Below are 20,770 nucleotides of genomic sequence, written 5' to 3' on the forward strand. Positions count from 1 at the left end.
GGGGAGGGCCGGGTGCGCCCTCCCGCTCCCCCGGTCCATGCTCGCCGCGCCGCGCCGGCCGGTGGGTCCGACCGGCGGCCGGACCGCGCGAGCGGTCCGGCCGACCCGCAGGTCGACCGATCGGCCGATGCGGCCGCGCCCGGCTCCCCGCGACGGCACGTACGCGGCGGAACACGCCGCCGGGGCTGTCGATCCTGCTCGTCAGCAAGGTCCCCCGGTGGCCACGCTCGCCACGCGGGCCGGCACGTCGCGCGTCACCTACCTCGTGGGCTTGTGCAGATACAGATCACGATCTTCCCTCGGGTACGTCCGCGCTCGGCGTGCGCGTGGGCGTCGGCGATCCGCTCCAGGGGGTAGGCCTGATCGATACGGGGTGTGTAGCGGCCTTGCCCGCCCAGTTCCGCCGCCGCGGAGAGGAGGGTGGAGTCGTTCACCGCGTCGGCCACATGCGTGCCCAGGCGCTGCCCGCCCGCGTGGTCGGCGACCGTCGCGACGCGCTTCGGGTCGCCCGCGATCGCCACGAGGTCGTCCAGGGAGCCGGAGGCCGCGGTGTCGAGCACGACGTCGACGCCGTGCGGAGCGAGGGTGCTGAGGCGCTGTGCGAGGCCGGGGCCGTAGGTGGTGGGAACGGCGCCGAGAGAGGTGAGGAACTCATGGTTGCGTTCGCTCGCTGTCCCGATCACGGTGCCGACACCTCGGGCCACGGCGATCTCGACCGCCGCGCTGCCCACGCCTCCGGCGGCGCCCTCGATGAGGAGGGTGCGCCCCGCGAGAAGGCCGAGCGCGTCGAGCCCACGCATCGCGGTCACCGACGCGAGAGCGGCGCCCGCGGCTTGCTCGTCGTTCCACGTGGCGGGGGTGTGCGCCCACGCCGAAAGGACGAGCAGCTCCGCGGTCGCGCCGGTGACGCCGCCCAGCCCGAAGACCCGGTCGCCGATGCTCACCCCCTGCACCCCGTCGCCGATCTCGTCGACCACACCGGCGCCGTCGCGCCCGGGAATGACGGGCAGATCCAGGGGGAAGATCTGGCGCAGGGCGCCGGAACGCAGCTTCCAGTCGATGGGATTGACACTGGCCGCCGCGACGCGGACACGGATCTCACCGGGTCCGGGGTGGGGGTCGGGGGCTTGCTCGATCACCAGGCTCTCCGCTCCGCCGTATTCGTGGAACCGGGCTGCGCGCATAAGGGTCTGCCTCACTTCGACGGGCCGAAATGACGTGTTCATCCCGGCGCTCGCCACTCTAGAACCTGACGTTGACGTGAGGTGCAAGCCCCAACTGCCGCCCGGCCGGCAGAGGGCGGGCGCGGATCGGTGAGGTTGCCGAGCGGGAGGGCGTCGCGAGGGGGGCTGCGCCGGTACGAGGGATCACGCCACCCGTCACGGTCGACACCCAGGTGCCCTCGGGCGGGCTCGGCACCGCAACGGCGCGATCGGTCCCCAAGGGCGTTCCCCGGAGCCGGTATTGCTAGCGTCGACCTGACGTCAACGTGAGGTACGAGCGGGAAGGGAATGACCTGCGTCATGCGCATCGGACAGCTTGCCAGGCGATCAGGGGTCAGCGTGCGGGCCCTGCGCTACTACGAGGAACAGCGACTCCTGGAATCGACGCGGACGCCGGGCGGGCAGCGGGACTATCCCGACGAAGCCCTGGAGCGGGTCCAGCTCATCCAGGACCTCTTCGCGGCCGGCCTCTCCAGCCGTACCGTCGTCGAACTCCTGCCGTGCGTGAGCACCGGCGTCGCGACCCCCGCCATGCTCGACCAGCTCATCATCGAACGCGACCGCATCGCCACACGCATCCAGGACCTGACCCGGGCCAAGACAAAGCTCGGCCACGTGATCGAGAACGTGACCGCGGCGAACGTGGCGAACGTGGCGCAAGACTGATCAACCCCTCACGAGGGGTGGGGCCCCGACCCAGCCCCGGGGGGCACGCACCCCCGCCGGCGGGTCGACCGTGTCCAGGCCGAACTCTCCTGAGCAGACGGTGGTGGCCGCCGCCCGCCGGTTCACCGACGGCCGGCCGGCGGCCGCTCTCGCTAACAGTCCTCCGTGGGCCCGGACCGACCAGGAGTCTCAGGACTTCCGAGGGATCGGCACCATGGACATTCATGTGGGTCGTTCGCCACCCCGGCCGGAGGAGGCGGGGGTAGGGGCAGGGGCAGGGAGCAGCCCAACCTGTATTCGTCCTGGAGTTCTGACATCGAGCTCATCATCGTCCAGGGCGGGGTGGTTTCGCGGGCCGTGCCTGCTTCGGCCAGGCGGCGGATCGTCAGCATCAACACCGCCCGCACCCTGCCCGCCACCCGTCGTGCCGTCGCCCATGGATCACGTGGTGCCGCATCATCGCAGGTGGCCATCCTCACGCAACCCTTCTCGCAGGTGTCCAGATGATCCGGAAGCCGGACCGCGCAACGAACTGCCCTCGCTGCCGCGCATCCCGGCGGGACGGACCTTGCCGAGGCGCGCCATCCACGGAGGACGGCTCCCACCACGACAGACCAATGATAGTTATTTCGGTTCGGGAATTTCGAACTTCCTCTTCGTCGCTCAGGACGGAATAGAGCGAGCACGAATCAGACCGGCCGCCACCTTTTCAAACATTACTCATTCGACGACGACAGAGCAGCAATGTGCGAATTGCCGGGGTTTTCGCCCCACTCCGACGATGCGCGAATTGCCGGGGTTTTTACCTCGCTGCAGCGATGTGCCAGTTGCCGGGGTTTCGGCGATATTGACCACTCTTTCCGCTGGGCGTGCCGGATCAGGCGGACCGGCCGAGCGCCCTGCCGACACGCGGCAGGGGACAGCGTTCCGGCGCGGCGCAAGGGCTGGACGGACTCTCGCCGACCCCCCTTCGGCCGGCTCACCGCACCCCGGGGTCTCGTCGCCCGAGGCCCCGGCACCGAGGCGGCGCGAGCACTGCGCTCTCAGAGCCGCAGTGGTTCAGCGGGTGGGGTCGGCCGCCGGCAAGGGAGGGTTCGACCGTAGGACGGGTGGCCGACATGGCTCATGAACGATCCGGTCGTGGGGACGCCATCAGGCGCCTCCCCCGGCCGTACGGGCACCGCCGCTTCCCGGCGAGACAGCTCAGTGGCGTCCACGTGCAGGGACAGAACCTGCCTGAAGCGTCGTTGGCGCCTCAGCTCAAGGGTGTCCACCGCCCAGAGACGGCCGGCCCGCGTTGAGTACAACGCCGTGAGAACTGTGCCCAGCGTCGCGGAAATCAGCACGATCCACAGGAAGATGTCTCCCACAGCTGATCCTTTCGAAGGTTGTGGTGGTGAGTACCGCCCGGTCCGAAGCCCGGCGATCGCACGGCATAACGCAAGGGCATATGCCTGGTTGCGTCCTGTCCCCCGATTGCAGCCATGCGCGGCAACCCGTCAGCCTTCACATCTCGACCTATTTGCCGATGATCAGTCGAACCCCCAAGCTCCAAGCCTCGGGTGAACACACCTGAGGGCCACAGAGCCGCCCAAGCCCCGGGAAGCAGCGTCGGCCGAGCCCACGACAGGGCCCGACGCCAAGAGGAAACGTGGAACGGCGGCCTGCGGCGAGAGCCTGCGACAGGCGCGGACGCGTCCCGATCGGAAGGCGGAGGACGGTCGTGCGGAACGTGGCCGCATCGCCGTCGGCCGGCCCCGCGGAAGTGCGGAGGTGGCGGGTCCCGCTCGCCGGAGTCCCGCATCGAGCCGAGGCTCTTCTTTACCTGAGCAGCGCGCCGGCGCGGCAGAAGAAATAACGTTCCGGCTGTTTGTTGAAATCGATACGACAGGGCCCAAAACGTACCCGTGCGCCACCATCACCCGGATGGCGCACACCCTGACCAACATCGACAGCGTTTATGGAATATGACAACAGCAAAGCTCCCCGCCTTCCTCCGCAGGACTGCGGACGAAGACGAACAAGGAGACAGTTTTCGCTCCGGGGCGATCCGGGTCGGGAAGTGGCTTTTCATTCCGGGCTCAGCCGACTGTGGCGCGACCCGGAACGCGACGCTGGAAGACGAGAGTCTGGAAATCGATCTCAGTTACTCGTCCTCGATCTTTGAGGAGTTTCTTCATACGATGAGCCTGATCCAGACCGACTTCGGCAGGCGGTTGGGGAACGCGGCAGCGTCCGCAACGGCTGTCGGCGAGCGCTCGGGTGGCAGCTCCCGTGTATGAGTCGTACGGGTACCCGGACATCCACGGTGTCCGCCCCCAGCCGGAGACCTCGGCGTTCTGGGGCCGGCAGGAACACGTTCAGCATCCCTCTCCCGGGCAACCGCTCGGCGGACCCGGCGAGGTGAATCGACCATGGGATCCGGCGGAGGAACTCGCCGGCCTTCTCCAGGAGAGCGCTGCGGGCGGGCAGCGGGAGCCCCTCACCCGAGGCGGCTTCGACCGCACCGGTGACACGGCCGGCACCATCGGCCTCGTCGCAGGGTTGAAGCAGTCCGCTCCCAAGCGTCCGCCCGCACGAGCCTCCGGGGGGCACCGGCGAAACCTGCCGAAATCGCCCGTCGTGACCCTGCTGCAAACCGGCAGTCTGTTCACCGCCACGCTGGTGGGCGCCATCGCGGCAGTCGTGAGCGTCCTCAGCGGAGTGGCCATCTGCGACACCCTGCGCCACAGCGCCGGACCCCAAACGGCCCGCGAAGTGGTCAGCTGGTGGCCCTTGCTGATCTACGGCCCCTGGATGGTCGCCTCCCTGTCCATCCTCAGATCGGCCTTGCACCAGCGCCGCGCGCTTCACTCCTGGTCCATCGTGTTGCTGTTCTCCACCCTGGCCACGCTGCTGTGCGTGGCCCAGGCGCCCAGAACCATCGCGGGCGGGGCGGCATCCGCGCTTCCCGCAGTCGCGGCGCTGGCCTGCTTCCAACAGCTGGTCCGCCAGATCACGCTCACGCGACCACCTCGCCAGGCCGCTCCGCGACACCGCAACCCGGCAGCCTCTGTGCCCACTCCGCTCAGGCAGACGGCGACGACCGCCGGACGCGGCGCGAGCAGTGTCACTCCTGGCTACGCCGCGGCCGACAGCGGGGCGGTCCACTCGTCCCACAGCCACGGCCACCGATTCGGATACGGCGCATGACGGTCGCACGCCTGCCGCAGTGCCACGTGCGCAGGCCGACGCAAAGGTCCTTGGCTCGGGCCATGGGTCAGAGAGCCGATCGGCCCACGGGCGGCGCCTGTGAAGAGCACATGCGGTAGCAGCTGCTGACTCCTCCCTGGCCAACCCGATCCTTCCCACACGTCAAAGGGGCCTCGCCTGCACCTTTGAAACGAAGATCGAATCCGATAGTCACGGTCCGCGCCCAGACTCAGTCCGACGGTCTACCCGTCTTCCCCCCGCACCCCGAGCGTCCGATCGCTGCGGCACACCCGCCCGACGTGCCGTGGGGAACGATCATGCCCGGCAACGGAAGGTGGCCCCGACTGCATCTGCGGCAGGACTGCCGCTCAGGTGATCAGCGCCGTGGCAGTCATGGGGGGGGGTCGTACGCAAGGGGCTTGCGCCCACCCGGCACAGGGCCACACTCCGCTCGACCGAACACACACATGCGCTCCGGCGCCTCGCCGCCACGCCCTTCACGAGAGATCAGCAACATGTACGAACTGAACTACACGGAACGAACCCAGTACAAGCGGCGCCAGGACACCGCCTACCAGGCCGGCGCAGATGCTGTCACCAAGCTTCAGGCAGCGCTCGCGCTCGCAGACATGACACTTCCCTCCTTGAGCAACGACGGGCCCGTGGCCGGCCATGGCTTCGTCCGGCTCGGAGGGTGCAACGCGGCCTTCGCCAACCGGCTCGCCGAAGTCATCACCGCAGGTGCCTGCGCGCTCCAGTATCAATCCGAGACCGGCAAAGTGGAGCAGCCTCAGGAGGGGTTGCAGCAACGGCGCACCGTCCACGGCATCGCGGGTGACGGCTACCAGATCCTGCGCGCACATGCCCCGGCCGCACCGGACCCCATCGTCGCGTTCCTCCTTGCCGTGCGCGGGACCACCAGGCATTCGGCCCGCCTGGAGCGGACGTCTACACCGGCCCACTGAAGCCGTACCACCTCACGGGCCTGCCGAACCGGTCCGCCGCCGCCATCAGCTCGGCGAGCGTGTCCTCGACGAGCTGATGGCGGAACCGAACGTTCGAAAGCCCGCGAGAGGCCGCCCCCGGACCGGCGAGGAGGCGGTCAACGCGATTCGGCCTGGGCCTCCTTCGCCACCGACAGCGGCTCGGCGATGTCCTCCAGCGAGCGTCGCTCGGCCTTGACCGCCAGGAACGCCGCCACGAGTCCGGCGGCGCACATCAGCGCGGCGCCGATCCGGAAGGCGAGCGCCGTGTCACCGACCACGCCCGACTCGGTCAGGTCGGCGAAGATCAGCGGGCCGCTGATGCCACCGGCCGCGGTGCCGAGGGCGTAGAAGAAGGCGATGGCCATGGCGCGGGTCTCCATGGGAAAGACCTCCGAGACCGTCAGGTACGCGCTGGAGGCGCCCGCCGACGCGAAGAACAACACCACGCACCAGCAGGCCGTCATGGTCGTCGCCGTCAGTGAACCCCGGTCGAACAGCCATGCCGTGCCGAACAGGAGGACGCCCGAGAGCAGATAGGTGGAGGAGATCATGATGCGGCGCCCGAGCGTGTCGAACAACGTGCCGAGCAGCAGCGGTCCGAGGAAGTTGCCCGCGGCGATGACGGCGAAGTAGTAGCCGGTGTTGCCCGTCGGCACGTCGAAGAACGTCGTGAGGATGGTGCCGAAGCCGAAGGTGATGGCGTTGTAGAGGAACGCCTGGCCGATGAAGAGCGACAGGCCGAGGAACGCGCGGCGAGGATAGCGGCCGAAGACCGTCCTGGCGATCAGCCCGAAGCCGATGCTCGCACGCTGGTGGACGGTGATCTCGCCGGCCGGTGGGGGGAGGCGTTCGCCCTTCTCCCGCTCGATCCGGTGCTCCACCGAGCTCACCAGTTCCTCGGCGTCCTCCGATCGGCCGTGGATGAACTGCCAGCGCGGACTCTCCGGGACGTGCCGGCGCACCAGGAGGACGACCAGGCCGAGGACGACACCGAGCGCGAAACTGAGCCGCCAGCCGAGGTTCTTGGGGAAGATTTCGGTGTCCAGCATCACGACGGACAGCAGGGCGCCGCCGATCGCGCCCAGCCAGTAGCTGCCGTTGATGATGAGGTCGACCCGGCCTCGGTAGAGGGACGGGATCAGTTCGTCGATCGCCGAGTTGATGGCCGCGTACTCGCCGCCGATGCCGAAGCCGGTGAGGAAGCGGAAGAGGAAGAACCACCAGGACTCGAAGGACAGCGCGGTCATCGCGGTCGCGCCCAGGTAGACGACCAGGGTCACCATGAAGAGCTTCTTGCGGCCGTAACGGTCCGTCAGCCAGCCGAAGAAGAGCGCCCCGGAGCAGGCACCTGCCACGTAGAGGGCGGCGGCGACGCCGGTGACCTGGGCGGCGGTGATGTCGAGGCCGCTGCCTTCCTCGGCGAGGCGCCCGGCGACGTTGCCGACGATGGTGACCTCCAGGCCGTCGAGGATCCAGACGGTGCCGAGGCCGATCACGATCATCCAGTGCCACCGGGACCACGGCAGGCGGTCGAGGCGGGCCGGCACGGCCGTGGTGACGGTGCCCGTGGTGGCCGGCACGGGCACCGGCGACGAGTCGGATGCCATGGTTCCCTGTTCCTCCTTCTCGAACGCCCCCTTGCCCTGCCGGGTTCCCGCGAACCGGCAGGACATGCGGTCACGGCCGCGGACGGCTGCCCGCACGGCAGCACGGCCCCGCAGCCCCGCAGCCCGATGCCGGGGCCGTCCCCCGCGACCTGCCCGGCGGCGGACACGTCCCCGCTTGCGCGCGGGCTCCGGACACACCCGCCGCGACACACCTGGCACCGCCGGCGCGGACTGCCGTGGCCCCCGCCGTCGTGCCGTTCACGCGGCTGTGACGGCCCCTCACCACCCTCGTGGCCGAGCACCGTTGTCAGTGGTGACGGCTACGTTCGTGGTGTTGCAAGGGGCCGTTTCCCGACAGGAGTGGATGATGTCCGAAAGCAGTGTTCAGCCCACGCTGAGGGTGGTGCTGGCCGATGTGAACGAGCACGTGGTGGAGGCGTGGCGGGCGGCGTTCGCGGACACCCCCGGCATCGAGATCCGCTGTGGCTCGATCCTCGACGAGGACGTCGACGCCTGGGTCACCCCCACGAACTCCCGGGGCCGGATGGACGGCGGCGTCGACGCCGCCATCAAGCGCCACCTCGGATCCGGCATCCAGGTACGGGTTCAGCGCGCGATCCGAGACCGGTTCGCCGGAGTCCTCCCGGTGGGCAGCGCGGTCTGCGTCCCGTCGGGCACGGCCGTCCCCCGGTACCTGATATCGACCCCGACCATGGTGCAGTCCTCGCAGAACGTGAGCGCCACACTGAACGTGGCACTGGCCTGCGCCGCCGCGTTCCAGGCCGTTCACCGGCAGAACCGGCGGACGCCGGGCAGCATCCGCTCCGTGGCCCTGGTCGGGATGGGCGCGCAGACCGGCCGCGTCCCTGCCCGGCTGTGCGCCAACCTCATGTGGACCGGCTACACCCTCTTCCACGACCACTGGTTCCAGGACGACGACGAGTTGCGCGCCACGATCACCACGCAGCTGAACGGCATCGAGAAGGCCCCTGTCGAGGAGCGGCGACGCATCGTGCCGCCGAAGCCCGCCGAGTCCGTCTCCGCCGGCCACCTCCCTTCCTCCACCGACACGAACGAGAGCTGCTCTCCCATGACCGACGCGAACGACCCCCTGGCTCTCACCGAACTCTTCGACGGCGGTGGCGAGCCCTGGCTTCCGCTCCTGAAGCCGGTCATCGAGGCGCTGCCGGACGCCCCCCGGTTCATCGGGAAGGGCCGCAGCCCCGAGGTCGTCCCGGTGCGCGAGCTGACCTTCCAAGCGCTCAAGCCCAACCCGCCGCACAAGTGGAAGGTCGTCGCCTTCGGCCAGAATCCCTACCCTCGGCCGGAGAGCGCGACCGGCATAGCCATGTTCGACAACACCTTCAGCGACTGGAAGGACAGCCAGTTCGGCCGGGTCGTCAGCATCCGCTGCCTCATCAAGGCGGCGGCGATGTGGAAGTACGGCATAGCCAAGAAGACGCCCATCGCCGAGGTACGCGCGTTGTTGAAGGAGCGGGACACCGTCCAGCCGCCGGAGTGGTTCCAGGCGATGCTCACACAGGGCGTACTGCTGCTGAACGCCTCCCTCACCGCCAGCGGCGACGGAGCGATGGGCGCCGACCAGCACACGGCGTTCTGGCGGCCCGTCGCCGAACGCATCGTCGAGGAGATCCTCAAGGCCAAGCAGGACGCCGACGAGGAGGACCGCGGGATCGTCTTCGCCTGGTGGGGGGCGCACGCCCGCAACCTCAAGCGGGTCGTCCTGCGACTGCAGGAGAAGTACCCGGACGTCGAGGTCCGGCACATCGACCACGCGAACCCGGCGGCGCAGGGCGACATCTTCTGCGAGGGCGACCACTTCGCCCTGGTGAACGAAGCCCTCGCGTCGCTGGGCGCCGACCCGGTCGACTGGCTGCCGAGCAAGGGGTGGGATCAGGGAACGGCCGGCGCGGACGCGGGAGTCGCGGCACGTATGGGTGCCTTCATCGAGTCGACGATGAACCTGCACCAGCTGTACCTGGAGCGGCTCACCAGCGTCAAGGACGAGGGCCTGGTCCTCCCCGCGATCACCGGCGTGTTCGACACCCCGCTGATGGATTTCCAAGAAGCCGTCGCACCCGTCGCCCGGACGCTGGCCGGGCTCGCCGGACACATAGACCGCTCCCACGACTTCGGCAAGCGGCGGGCGGACGAGACGTCCGCCGGCCTGTCCGCCGACGCGATCGCCGCGCTCCACCTCTACACCTGCGAGTCCGCGTTCTACCGCGAGATCAACGCCGTCCTACGCTCCCCGGACCGCACTGCGGTCACGCCCTACCTCCCGTACCTGCGGCTGCTGTTCTCCGCGGTCTCCGGGCTGCCCGCGCACACGCAGCCGCTGTGGCGCGGCGTGTCGCTGGACCTGCGGGCGCAGTACCCGGTGGGCCGGACGGTCACCTGGTGGGGCGTTTCCTCGTGCACCTCCCAACTGCACGTGGCCCGGTCCTTCCTGGGCAGCCGTGGCAAGCGCACGCTCTTCGAGGTGACCCCCGCCAAGGCGGTCGGGATCAAGAGGTTCTCCGCGTTCACGGGGGAGGAGGAGTACATCCTCGCCCCGGGCACACAGCTCAAGGTGACGGACGTCAAGAGCGAGCGCAGCGGCCTCCACACGGTCAGGCTGACCGAGGTCGACGACGCCCTCATGGTGTCCTGACCCCGCGCCCCGGACGAGTCGGCGGCCGGCTCGTCCGCGTGGAAGCCTCCGGCCACGCTCACACGGTCAACACCCGTCCGGTGTGGTCCGACGGGCCTGGCGCACGGCCAGACGGGGCGGGGCAGCTTGGTGGTCGCGACTTCCGAGGCCGCGTCGGGCCTCGACGGGGTCGAGCCGGCCTGGCCATCCGGGGTGGTGCCGGCACCACCCCGGATGCGGGCAGTGGGGGGATCGTCCGGTGGACCCGGTTCTCGGAGGATCGGTGTGTACCGAATCGCTCCGACCGGGGGAACCACTCACATGCACCTCTTCACGAAGCCCGCGCGGTGGGCCACGGCCGCCGCGTGCGGGCTGCTCGCTCTCGCCGCCCTGCCCGCGTCGCCGGCGAGCGCCGCCGGGGCGGAGGCCGGCGGCGCGCCGGCCGTGCCCGCACGGTACGCGCAGCAGCGCCTCGACCGGCAACCGTGCCGGACGGGTGCGCTGGAGTGCGCCTCCATGACGGTGCCGCGCGACTGGTACCACCCGGGCACGGGGGCGGACCTGACCGTCGCGGTGTCCCGGCACCGGGCCGCGGACCCCGCCGCGCGGCGGGGCGTGCTGATGATGGCGGCCGGCGGGCCGGGTGCCTCGGGGCTGGGCCGGCCGGCGGGGCCGGCCGCGTACTCGCCCAAGGTGGCGGCCGCATACGACATCGTCGGCTTCGACCAGCGCGGGGTCGGGGCGAGCACGCAGGTGCTCTGCTCCGACCAGGACACGGTGGACGCCCTGTTCACCAGCGGCGACCTGCGCGACCGCTCTCGTCGGGCCGTGGACGCCACCGTGGACCGGGCGCGGAACTTCGTACGGGACTGCGAGCGCAGGTCGGGCGATCTGCTCCCGTACATCACCACCGACCAGGCCGTGCACGACATGGACCTGTTCCGGGCGCTGCTCGGCGAGTCGAAGGTGTCCTACTACGGACCCTCGTACGCCACCCTTCTCGGCGCCTACTACGCAACCGAGTTCCCGCGCCGGGTCGACCGGGTGGTGCTCGACAGCAACATCGGCTTCACGGGCAGTTGGCAGAAGTTCCTGACGGGCCAGCCGATGAGCTTCCAGCGCCGGTTCGAACAGGACTTCCTGCCCTGGCTCGCCGCGAACGACGCGACGTACCACCGGGGCCGGACCGCCGAGGAGGCCAAGGCTTCGTACGAGCGGCTGCGGCGCACGCTGAGCGAGCACCCCCTCGACCTGGAGGGGACGACGATCACCCCCAACCACCTCGACGACGCCGCCACCTCCCTCGTCTACAGCGGCGACCGCTTCCCCGAACTGGCGGCGCTGCTCGATGTACTGGAGCACCCCGAGGCGGCTCCGCAGGCCGCTCGCAGAGCCCTGGCCGAGAAACTGAAGCACCCACTGGGGGCGCAGTTCGCGGCGGACTTCTTCTCCGTCATCTGCCAGGACACCCCGTGGAACCACGACAGCGCCTTCTGGGTCAGCCGCAGCGCGGCCGACAGCGCCGCGTACCCGATGGCCGGGGCCCGTGAGCTGACCTTCGCCTCGGTCTGCGCCGCCTGGCCGCGCTCCCAGGCGCCCCGGGTGCAGGTCACCGGGCGGGGCCTGCCGCCGATCATGATGCTCAACTCGCGCCACGACCCGGCCACGTACTACGAGGGCGCGCTGCGGGCCCACCAGGGGACGGCCGGATCCCGGCTGATCACCGTCGGCGGCGGCGACCACGGCGTCTACCAGTCGCACAACCCCTGTGTGGACGCGTACGTCGAGGGCTTCCTCGTCGACGGCCGGATGCCGACCGAGGATGCCTCGTGCGAGGGCAAGCCGCTGCCCGACCCGACCGCCGGCCGGTAGGTCGAACGTGGCCCGGACGCCCTCGCCCTCGGTTGTTCTTCACGGCCACGTCCTGACCGATCGAGTACAGGAAGACACTCAGGCCCCGTGCGCCCAGGCCTGCCCAGATCCTGAGCAGCAGGGCCGGCTCCATCGCTGCCCGTTGTGCTGCACGGGTGAGCCAGAGCACGGCGATGCCGGGTGCGCGGAGGACAGCGCCGAGTGGCGTGCCGGCGTCGTGGTTGAGCCAAAGGCCCGCCGGTGCCGGGGTGCGCTCCTGGTCGCGCCGGCGGCCGGGACCTCCTCGGCCCGACCCTTTCCACAGCCGGCGGCCCCCACCCGCCTACCCGTCGCCGACCCCTACGCCGCCGCCGGCTCGATCGGCTGTGCTGCTTCGAGCTGTCAGCCGTTGACGCGTCCAGGTGATGAAGTCGTCGTGCGGGCCGGCCAACTGCACATCGGCCAGCAAAGATTCGATCTCCTCATTCGAAGCGTCATCGACCCGAAGGAGGATCTCCACCCTCGTGAGCGGCACGAGTCGCACAACTGGCAGCACTGGGTGGCGGCACTCCTGCAGGAGATTGCTTCGATCGAGAAGGTGGACGATCTGCGGGATGGCCTCGTCGCGCAGGACCGTCGCCAGCGCCTCGCCGCAGCTGAGGCCGTTGTCCTCGCGCAGGGCCCAGCGCTCGCGAAACGACGTCACGGAATCCGGAGCGTGCGCTGCGTGAGGCGGCGGGATCGCTTGGCCGGCCGGCACTGCGGGCCCGAAAGCGATGGGGGCTCGTGCGCTTCCGATGGCTGAGTGCCGGTCAATCCACTCCCAGTACGGCGCCGGCACGATGCCGTAGCCGACCTCGAAGACGGCCGCATGAGGGTCTACGTAGTGCCGGGCGAGCCCGAGAACGGCTTGATCGCCGTTGCCGGCGGTGAGGCGGAAGGCTCGGCCGGACTTCTTGAAGCCGGCCGCTTTCAACACCGGGGCCGCGTGCTGCTTGACCAGTAGGTCCAGCGGTGTCATCGCTGCCTTCCATGTTCTGCGTCCACATCCGTCAAGGTTCACCGACATCGAGGTGAGTGAAGCGTGAGCGGCCCGATCGCGTTGACGGGAGTCCGATTTTCGCACTGCTGGGCCGGCTTTGGCGTGATGCCGAGTTCCAGGAACACCTCACAGGCCCATGTCGGGCATCGGGTCCAGGGCGGTGCGACATCAGAACATGCAATCGATAGCATCCCGTCGTGACGTTGCAGTGGCCTGACGAGGTGGGGAAGCGATGAGCGAGGACGTCCTGTCGATCATTCCGAGTGATCCGCAGTGGCAGCCGGATCGCGATGCGGTTGATCGCGTCATCGCGCTCGTCGAGGAGCTGACTCCCGAAGTTGCCGACGGCCTGGACGTGGAGATCGACGTGACGTGGCACGACGTGGTGACCGCTGTTGACTGCGGCGGCAACCTGGAGAGGATCGGTTGCCCCTTGTGCCAGGCAGACATCGACACGGAGTGGTGGGGCGACCTCCTTGAGGCTCACTGCGACGACGGGTTCACCACGCTCGCGATCGAGGTCCCGTGCTGTGGCGGATCAACCACTCTGGATGTGCTGGATTACAACTGGCCTTGTGGATTCGCCCGCTTCGAGATCGCCATCTGGAACCCCGAACGCCTCTGGTTCAGCGAGGACGAACTGACGGCGCTGTCGGACCGACTCGGCCATCCGGTGAAGCAGATCCGGGCCCACATCTGAACCTCGGCAGCTCAAGCCTACGGTCTGTCGCTTCGGCGGGCGTGTGAACGCGGAGCGTGTCGGCCGCGGGTCTTGATCACCCCGGTCTACGGTGGATCCAGGGTCCGGCGCCGCGTCATGCCGGGCGAGCGTTCCCCGGCACGGTCGTCGAGGCAGCCGCCTTGTACGCCTTCACCTGCGAGGAGCGGCACATGAATCCGACACCAGGGGTGACCGACATCATCCGCAACACCGACGTCGTATGAGCTCGGCGGCACATGCGATCTGAGCTGCCACCAGGCCCGGGAAGTAATCGACCGTGACCGGACAGAACCCTTCCGACACGGACCGTACGAGCCTGCGTGAGCCGGGGCCGAGGTCTGCTGTCCGTACCGAGAGCCGCTGGCCGATGGCCGCAGCGGTCATCGCATCGGCGGTCCTCACCCTGCTCCTGCCCGACGACCTGCGCCTCGGGCCCCGATGGGCGCTCCCCCTCGCCGAGGGCCTCCTGCTGGTGGCGCTGATCTCGGGTGACCCCGGTCGGATCAGCCGCCGTTCCACTGTCCTGCGCTCGGTGGCGGTCGCCCTGGTCGTGGTGCTCGTGAGTAGCGCCATCTGGTCGACGATCCAGCTGATCGACGACCTGATCCACGGTGGGCACGAGACGAACTCCGCCAATGCCCTCCTGCTGGCCGGCGGCAGCGTCTGGTCCTCCACCGTTCTCGCCTTCTCCCTCCTGTACTTCGAGCTCGACAGCGGCGGACCGGCCGCCCGGGCCCACCACATGCCACCCACTCCGGCGCTCGCCTTTCCCCAACAGCTCAGCCCCGAACTGAACGCCCCGCACTGGCGCCCCCACTACATCGACTACCTCTACCTCGGGTTCACCAATTCCACCGCGCTGAGCCCCACCGACGTCATGCCACTTGCCCCGTGGGCCAAGAGCGTCATGACCCTCCAGTCCATCCTTTCCCTCATGATCCTGGGACTCGTCGTCGCCCGGGCCGTCAACGTCCTCGCCTGAGACGGCCCGACGGAGGTCCGTGGCGCCTTGCCGCCTCCGCGTCCGTGAGCGGTCCACGGGCCGCGCAGGGTGACAGGCGCGATGCCGGTGAGGGCGAAGTCATCAGCGGCGCACCGTGCGATGTCGAGGCGCGCCGGAGGACATGGTGGGGTCTGGCGCCGAGCGGTACATCGGTCTCTCGATCCAGTGCGCAGGTCCCGTCGCGGATGCTTGCGCTCAAGGCGCTCCCGAACATGCCCATGACGGGCGCGGGCCTGCGGGCCGTGACCCGCCGACACCGCCACCGCCCCGACGACCGGCGCGGTCGGACCGAGCAGGCCGTGGACACGACGAACAGCGGCGAAGCGGAGCGGCCCGTCTGGGACGCGGTGGAGAAGCAGCATCGACTGCCCCACCAGGAGGTTCTCGGGGGCCTTCAGCGGGGATCGGGCGCCACCCCGTCGTTCAGGTCGGTGTACAGCACGTGGTGGTCCGAGTAGAGGCTGGGGCGGACGTGGTGTGTGCGCGAGGTGATGCCACGCAGGAACACGTAGTCGAACGTGCTGTCCCAGTCGGTGGTCGCCTCGCACGCGTCCGTGCCGGCATCGGTGGCCGAGGGTCGGCAGCCGGGGTCTGCGTCCGGGGCCAGGGCCCACATCGGGGCGAGTTCGGGCGCGTGCGGCACGGCGTTGAAGTCGCCGAGGACGATTGCACGGTCGTGGCGAGCGACTTCCGCAGCGAGTACCTCGATCTGTTCCGCACGCACCTCGCCCTGCCTGCGCTGGGCGAGGTGAGTGTTGAAGACGCGGACGGGCCGGCCGTCCACCAGCGTGGTGACGGCAAGGTAACCGCGGTCCTCGGAGCCGCCGACGGGGTATTCGACGCTCACGCGGTCCGTCATCGGCGCCGCCGAGAGGATCGCCTGACCGTAGCCGCCCGGCCGCCACGGCAGTCCCCCGCAACGGTTCCAGTTCCTCAGGACCGTCCCGTATCCGACCCGGTAGACGAGCCCGTAGATCTCCTCCAGGTATCGGCGGATCCGCTCGACGTCTCGAACGCAGGCCTCCTGCAGGCCGATGACCTGCGGCGCGTACGTGGCGATCTCCGTCGCCCGGCCGAAGTTGTTCCCGCTCCCGCACGGATTGCAGATGTTCCACGTGCCGACCCGGTCCCCGACGATCGCCTCGGCAGCATCGGACGGCAGCGGCCTGGCAAGGGGAAGGCCACCGCTCGGTGCGCCGGCGCCGTGGAGCAGCACCAGGCAGACCGCGGTCATCGCGACCGCGGCCCACCGCGCGCCCCTTCTCAGCACGATCGCCTCCCGGAGTGGACGCACATCATCACACTCAAGTGTGAGGGCGACTACTCGTGAGCCTGAACGTGCGGCAGGAAGTTCGGCGCTACGCAGACCCGCTACCCACCGGCAACGACGCGCGCGCCGGGGCCATACGAAGAGCTGCTCCTGGCTTCGCAGAAGATCAAGCGGATCACCGAACAACGCTTCCTGTGGCAGGCCGCGGGTGGCGGCGACCCGGGCGCTGCCGTCGGCCAGGGCGGTACGGGTGGCCGCCACCGCACCGCACGAGCCGTGGCCCAGCACCACGACCACGAGACAGTCCAGCGCGCTGACCGCGTACGCGGGTGGGCCGGTGGGGGCTCGGGACCTAGGACCGGTCTCCGGAGGTCACGGCTCCTTGAGGTCGGGTACGACCTTGCGCAGGATCTCGGCGCTGATCGCGCCCGCGCGCCTGAGGACCGGGACCGGCCCGGTGAGGTCCACGATCGAGGAGGCGACGGCAGCCTCGGTGCGCCCGCCGTCGAGGTAGACGGCGACCGAGTCGCCGAGCATGCCGTGGGCGGCGTCGCAGTCCTGCGGGGACGGGTGCCCGGTCAGGTTGGCGGAGGAGACCGCCATCGGCCCCGTCGCGGCGAGCAGTTCAAGAGCCACCGGATGGGACGGCATCCGCACCGCGACCGTGCCGTGGGTCTCCCCGAGATCCCACGTCAGCGACGGCTTGTGGCGGGCGACCAGAGTCAGGCCACCCGGCCAGAACGCCTCCACCAGGGCCCAACCCTCCTGGGGGAGGTCCGTGACCAGGTCGTGCAAGGCGTCAGGGGACGCGACCAGTACCGGGGAGGGCATGGCCCGGTCCCGACCCTTGGCGTTCAGGAGCCCCTCCACCGCGTCACGGTCGAAGGCGTCCGCCCCGATGCCGTAGACGGTGTCCGTCGGCAGCACCACCAGCTCACCGCGGCGCACCGCCGACGCGGCCTCGCGCAACCCGTCGCCCCGGCCCGACGCCGTCGAGCAGTCATATCGAAGGGCCATGTCCGTCCTCCATCCCGCCATCCCGCCGGGCGCTCGTCCCGCGCCTGCCGGCTCACCCCGGCAGGCTACCGGCACGGCCACCCACTTCCGCCTCATCGTCCGAGGCGTGGGAGCGCGGGCCCTGTCACCGCGTTGACGCACGACCCCCGCCTGGCGGCAGAGGACGGTGTACGCGCTGCAGCTTGGGCCCGGTCTGATCGGTCGGCTGCCGCTGTCGGTCCCTGGGCACGCGCCGATCACGTACGGGGCTCGCTTCCCCGCCGCGCCGGGCGCGTGGGCCGCACCCGGCCCGGGCGGCTGCGCCTCGGCTACGCGGACCTGTGATCGCTCGCATGAGGCGAGCGCGCCGTCGCCCGGGGGACGACGGGGGCCCTTCGATGTACGCCACCCGGAGTGACACGGGTGCCCTGGTGCGGGGATGCGCAGGCTACGGGGCCTCGGACTGTTAGAGAGGCGGTGCGGTCCGCGCGATGCCGGGACCGCACCGACGGGCTCTGCCCGCACGAGGAACGAGGGGCTCGATGCTCGACATGTCCACGCCCGGCCGGCACCGTCATCCCGGTACCCCGCTGCGGGGCAGGGTCGCGGTCGTGACCGGCGCCGCACGCGGAATCGGGGCGGCACTCGCACGGAACCTGTCCGAGGCGGGAATGTCCGTGGCGCTGCTGGGCCGCGAGGAGGCGTCCTTGCACGCGACGGCGAGGACCCTGCCGAACCGGAGCCTGTGCGTCGAGAGCGACGTCACCGACAACGCGGCACTGCACGCCGCCGCCCGGCACGTGGAGGAGGTGCTGGGACCGGCCAGCGTGGTCGCCGCCAATGCCGGCATCGCCGTCGGCGGGCCCTTCGACCGTACGGCTCCGGAACTGTGGCAGCGGGTCATCGACGTCAACCTCACCGGATCCGCCAACACCGCCCGGGCCTTCCTCCCCCAGCTGACCCGCACGCGTGGCTACTTCCTACAGGTCGCCTCCACCGCCGCGCTGGGCTCCTCCCCCATGATGAGCGCCTACTGCGCCTCCAAGGCCGGCGTCGAGTCCTTCGCCCTGGCGCTGCGCGGCGAGGTGGAGCCCGACGGTGTCGCCGTGGGGATCGCCTACGTCCACTGGACCGGCACCGACATGATCAGCGGCCTCGACGCGGTCCCCGTACTACGGGCCCTGCGCCGCCACCAGCCCCGGTTCGCCCGTCGGGTCCGTTCTCCCGAGCAGGTCGCCGAATGGCTCGCGGAGGGGATCACGCGCCGCTCCCCCTCCGTCTACGCGCCGCCCTGGCTGCGGTGGTGCCAGCCGTTGCGGCCGCTCTTCCCGCCGATCGTGGCCCGCATCGCCCGACGCGAGCTGCGTACCCCCACGGCCGGCGAACTGACGGCCGACGCGACCGTCCTGGGGGCCGGAGGCCTCGCCGACTGGAACGCCCACAAGCCTCCCTGGGGCCCTTGAGCCGGCTGCGGTCCGGGCGGCCGGGGAGCCCGGGAGCCGATCAGCGCGGCGAGGACGTGGGCGGTGCCGATGTGGGGTCGCGGAGTGGGCGAGCATCGGGCCGCGGTGCATCTGCAGGTGGGTGGCGAACCGGGCAGGGCCGCGGACAGCTCTGCGCGGTCCGCGTTCCCCGCCACGGTGACCGGGGTGTGAAGGTGGTGACGGGTCTAGGCCATCTCTTTCGGATCTTGCCGGGCCCGGCCCGCCCGGCACGGCACCTCGCCGCGTTGTCGGGGCACACGAGTACGTCCGGTACACGAGCGCCCCTCCGCCTTGCGAGGCACCGCACCGGACGACCCGGGCTCGACCGACAAGATCCGAAAGAAACGGCCTAGCCGCGGCGCAGCCGGGAATCGAGGACCGCGCCGAGGAGTTCGGCGTCGGGTGCGGTCAGCAGGCGCTTGGGCAGGACCATCGCCCAGGTCCTGCGGCCGGTCCTGCCCACGACGGTGTAGAGGCTCGGGGTCTCGTGATATCGCGTCATCTCGTCCCAGCCCAGGCGTTTGATCTCCACGCCGTCGAGGACAGCCGCGATGCCCGTGCCGTCGACGAAGCAGTCCGCGCCCTCGTGGGCCCGCTGGGCCCGCAGGGCATGCGTGACGATCCTCCGCGGCGCGACCAGGGCGAACACGGTCGCGTAGACGACGGCCGAGGCGATGAGGCCGAAGTTGACCGAGCCGCCCTCGGCATCGACGCGCACACCCAGGAGCGCGATGAAGAGCGCGCCTGCGGCGGCGAGCCAACGCAGTCGCCGAAACGTTCCCGCGGCCTTCAGTCCCTCGCGGAGCTCGCCCTTCTCCACACTGCCCGTGAACCGCAGGACGACCTCGTCTGTGAGCTGGGCCTGCTGCGGCTGTCGTATTTCGATGTCTTCCACAGGCGCGGAGCATAGCGCTCCGCCGCTGATCGACGCGATCACACCCAAGTACCGCGCCGAGACGCGGTGGATGACCCCGACCGAACACGTCGGATCGCGGAAGAGCGCCCACAACCGACTGCGGAAGTGGGCCGCCGACGGCACCCGGGAGAAAACCTTCCACTCATGCGGGTGCCTCGTGGGCGGCGATCTGTCCAGCCAGTTCCATGCAGCGCAGGCGGGCCGGGGAGAAGTCGTAGGGCATCTTTCCGGTCGCTTCGAATGCGCTCATGGATCCTTGCCCCCTGCCAGAGCTTCGGCCGGCCTCGCCCTCGCTCTCGCCCTCGCTCTCGTCTGCGGTGGCGGGGTGCGAAGCGTCCCAGGAGTCGAGGAGCGCATCGTCGCTCTGCGCCAGGTCGGAGTCCTCGATGACTGCTTGCAGCACCTTCTCGAAGGCATGCCGTTCGGCAGCCACCTGGGCCACGCGGGGGTCATCGACCGCGACCGTGTCATCGAGTGCCTCCTCGGCGGCATCGACGCGGTCGGACTCCTCACGCAGATCCGAGTGGGTGGCCAGGGCGATGAAGCGGGTGGCCTGGAGGGCCGCACCGAGCGGTCCGAAGATCCGCTCGGTGACCAGCAGGCTGTCCAGGTCGGACCGGCGCACGGAGCCCTCGGGCAGGCTCGTGAGGCGGCTGGTGACGAGGTCGGAGAGCAGGCCCATCCGGCTGCCTTCGGTGCGCATGCGCCGCACGGCAGTCCGCTGTCGCCGCAGTTCCGCTTCCTGGGCGACGAGGGTTTCCTCCAGCCGTTCCAGGACGCCCGCGATGTCGTGGTCGCTGTCGGCACCGGCGGATGCCGTGTCGGCGAAGGCGTCACGGATGTCGTCCAGGGCGATCCCGGCGTCGGCCGTCTTGCGGATCCACAGGAGCCGGATCATGTCTTCGTAGCCGTAGCGGCGGCGGCCGTCGCCGCCCCGCTCGGGCTCGGGGAGCAGGCCGATCTCGTGGTAGTGACGGATCGCCCGCGGTGTGGTGCCCACGAAGGCCGCCGCGTCACCGATCCTGACCTGGCGCGGCGGAATGAAGGACGAATACACGGGCAGGGCCTTCCTCTGGGGGGGCGGGACGTAGGTCCACCGGACCACATGCCGCTACGGAAGGTGCAACTCCAGGCACTCCGCCCGGCATCCGTGCCAGGAG

General features: G+C 70.1%; 16 protein-coding genes. 9 read left to right on the forward strand and 7 right to left on the reverse strand.

The window, feature by feature from the left end:
• Positions 1-254: 254 nt before the first annotated feature.
• On the reverse strand, positions 255-1,184 hold the full coding sequence (locus ACWG52_RS01355) for an NADP-dependent oxidoreductase (protein WP_389802644.1): 930 nt from the start codon (positions 1,182-1,184) through the stop codon (positions 255-257).
• Between the two features lie 339 nt (positions 1,185-1,523).
• Here ACWG52_RS01355 and ACWG52_RS01360 point away from each other — a divergent pair, with 339 nt between their 5' ends.
• From ACWG52_RS01360 to ACWG52_RS01375, 4 genes are all read left to right on the forward strand, one after another.
• Positions 1,524-1,889, forward strand: coding sequence for a MerR family transcriptional regulator (locus ACWG52_RS01360; protein WP_389802640.1), 366 nt, complete (start codon positions 1,524-1,526; stop codon positions 1,887-1,889).
• Between the two features lie 1,967 nt (positions 1,890-3,856).
• Entirely contained in the window at positions 3,857-4,171 is a 315-nt protein-coding gene (locus ACWG52_RS01365; protein WP_389802638.1) for a hypothetical protein, read from the forward strand.
• Positions 4,172-4,511: 340 nt separating this feature from the next.
• Positions 4,512-5,081 carry a hypothetical protein gene (locus ACWG52_RS01370; protein WP_389802635.1) on the forward strand — a complete coding sequence of 190 codons (570 nt, stop codon included), beginning with the start codon at positions 4,512-4,514 and terminating at the stop codon, positions 5,079-5,081.
• A gap of 515 nt (positions 5,082-5,596) precedes the next feature.
• Positions 5,597-6,046 (forward strand): hypothetical protein, encoded by a 450-nt coding sequence (locus tag ACWG52_RS01375; RefSeq protein ID WP_389802633.1) that lies wholly within the window; start codon positions 5,597-5,599, stop codon positions 6,044-6,046.
• A 137-nt stretch (positions 6,047-6,183) separates the two neighbouring features.
• Here ACWG52_RS01375 and ACWG52_RS01380 read toward each other — a convergent pair whose 3' ends face one another.
• On the reverse strand, positions 6,184-7,674 hold the full coding sequence (locus ACWG52_RS01380; RefSeq protein ID WP_390138988.1) for an MFS transporter: 1,491 nt from the start codon (positions 7,672-7,674) through the stop codon (positions 6,184-6,186).
• Between the two features lie 367 nt (positions 7,675-8,041).
• Between ACWG52_RS01380 and ACWG52_RS01385 the strand changes: the two genes are divergently transcribed.
• Both ACWG52_RS01385 and ACWG52_RS01390 read left to right on the forward strand, forming a co-directional pair.
• Positions 8,042-10,348 (forward strand): ADP-ribosyltransferase domain-containing protein, encoded by a 2,307-nt coding sequence (locus ACWG52_RS01385; RefSeq protein ID WP_389802627.1) that lies wholly within the window; start codon positions 8,042-8,044, stop codon positions 10,346-10,348.
• Positions 10,349-10,648: 300 nt separating this feature from the next.
• Positions 10,649-12,199 carry an alpha/beta hydrolase gene (locus tag ACWG52_RS01390; protein WP_453127531.1) on the forward strand — a complete coding sequence of 517 codons (1,551 nt, stop codon included), beginning with the start codon at positions 10,649-10,651 and terminating at the stop codon, positions 12,197-12,199.
• Positions 12,200-12,521: 322 nt separating this feature from the next.
• Here ACWG52_RS01390 and ACWG52_RS01395 read toward each other — a convergent pair whose 3' ends face one another.
• A complete protein-coding gene (locus tag ACWG52_RS01395) occupies positions 12,522-13,199 on the reverse strand; it encodes a hypothetical protein (RefSeq protein WP_453127532.1) in 678 nt (225 codons plus the stop codon).
• 253 nt (positions 13,200-13,452) lie between these two features.
• Between ACWG52_RS01395 and ACWG52_RS01400 the strand changes: the two genes are divergently transcribed.
• Positions 13,453-13,920, forward strand: coding sequence for a hypothetical protein (locus ACWG52_RS01400; protein WP_389802617.1), 468 nt, complete (start codon positions 13,453-13,455; stop codon positions 13,918-13,920).
• Positions 13,921-14,308: 388 nt separating this feature from the next.
• Positions 14,309-14,923, forward strand: coding sequence for a hypothetical protein (locus ACWG52_RS01405; protein WP_389802614.1), 615 nt, complete (start codon positions 14,309-14,311; stop codon positions 14,921-14,923).
• Positions 14,924-15,338: 415 nt separating this feature from the next.
• On the opposite strand, the gene ACWG52_RS01410 is transcribed toward ACWG52_RS01405, so the two are convergent.
• Complete coding sequence (locus ACWG52_RS01410) at positions 15,339-16,178, reverse strand: endonuclease/exonuclease/phosphatase family protein (RefSeq protein ID WP_453129110.1); 840 nt, start codon at positions 16,176-16,178, stop codon at positions 15,339-15,341.
• A gap of 408 nt (positions 16,179-16,586) precedes the next feature.
• The gene (locus ACWG52_RS01415) at positions 16,587-17,231 is read right to left on the reverse strand and encodes an L-threonylcarbamoyladenylate synthase (RefSeq protein ID WP_453127535.1); all 645 of its coding nucleotides are present in this window, start codon (positions 17,229-17,231) and stop codon (positions 16,587-16,589) included.
• Positions 17,232-17,752: 521 nt separating this feature from the next.
• On the opposite strand from ACWG52_RS01415, the gene ACWG52_RS01420 reads away from it, so the two are divergent.
• A complete protein-coding gene (locus ACWG52_RS01420; protein ID WP_389802609.1) occupies positions 17,753-18,673 on the forward strand; it encodes an SDR family oxidoreductase in 921 nt (306 codons plus the stop codon).
• Between the two features lie 370 nt (positions 18,674-19,043).
• Here the strand turns inward: ACWG52_RS01420 and ACWG52_RS01425 are convergent, their stop codons facing one another.
• Positions 19,044-19,589: a hypothetical protein gene (locus ACWG52_RS01425; RefSeq protein WP_389802606.1), complete on the reverse strand. Its 546-nt coding sequence runs from the start codon at positions 19,587-19,589 to the stop codon at positions 19,044-19,046.
• Positions 19,590-19,752: 163 nt separating this feature from the next.
• On the reverse strand, positions 19,753-20,667 hold the full coding sequence (locus tag ACWG52_RS01430; RefSeq protein WP_389802604.1) for a MerR family transcriptional regulator: 915 nt from the start codon (positions 20,665-20,667) through the stop codon (positions 19,753-19,755).
• Positions 20,668-20,770: the final 103 nt, after the last annotated feature.

The sequence above is a fragment of the Streptomyces sp. CLCI03 genome, from assembly GCF_053615355.1.

Bases quoted from the DNA above. Each gene is read 5' to 3' on its own strand.
- ACWG52_RS01355 (WP_389802644.1), bottom strand. From the start codon at position 1,184: ATGCGCGCAGCCCGGTTCCACGAATACGGCGGAGCGGAGAGCCTGGTG.
- ACWG52_RS01360 (WP_389802640.1), top strand. From the start codon at position 1,524: ATGCGCATCGGACAGCTTGCCAGGCGATCAGGGGTCAGCGTGCGGGCC.
- ACWG52_RS01365 (WP_389802638.1), top strand. From the start codon at position 3,857: ATGACAACAGCAAAGCTCCCCGCCTTCCTCCGCAGGACTGCGGACGAA.
- ACWG52_RS01375 (WP_389802633.1), top strand. From the start codon at position 5,597: ATGTACGAACTGAACTACACGGAACGAACCCAGTACAAGCGGCGCCAG.
- ACWG52_RS01380 (WP_390138988.1), bottom strand. From the start codon at position 7,674: ATGGCATCCGACTCGTCGCCGGTGCCCGTGCCGGCCACCACGGGCACC.
- ACWG52_RS01385 (WP_389802627.1), top strand. From the start codon at position 8,042: ATGTCCGAAAGCAGTGTTCAGCCCACGCTGAGGGTGGTGCTGGCCGAT.
- ACWG52_RS01390 (WP_453127531.1), top strand. From the start codon at position 10,649: ATGCACCTCTTCACGAAGCCCGCGCGGTGGGCCACGGCCGCCGCGTGC.
- ACWG52_RS01395 (WP_453127532.1), bottom strand. From the start codon at position 13,199: ATGACACCGCTGGACCTACTGGTCAAGCAGCACGCGGCCCCGGTGTTG.
- ACWG52_RS01400 (WP_389802617.1), top strand. From the start codon at position 13,453: ATGAGCGAGGACGTCCTGTCGATCATTCCGAGTGATCCGCAGTGGCAG.
- ACWG52_RS01405 (WP_389802614.1), top strand. From the start codon at position 14,309: ATGGCCGCAGCGGTCATCGCATCGGCGGTCCTCACCCTGCTCCTGCCC.
- ACWG52_RS01410 (WP_453129110.1), bottom strand. From the start codon at position 16,178: ATGACCGCGGTCTGCCTGGTGCTGCTCCACGGCGCCGGCGCACCGAGC.
- ACWG52_RS01415 (WP_453127535.1), bottom strand. From the start codon at position 17,231: ATGGCCCTTCGATATGACTGCTCGACGGCGTCGGGCCGGGGCGACGGG.
- ACWG52_RS01420 (WP_389802609.1), top strand. From the start codon at position 17,753: ATGCTCGACATGTCCACGCCCGGCCGGCACCGTCATCCCGGTACCCCG.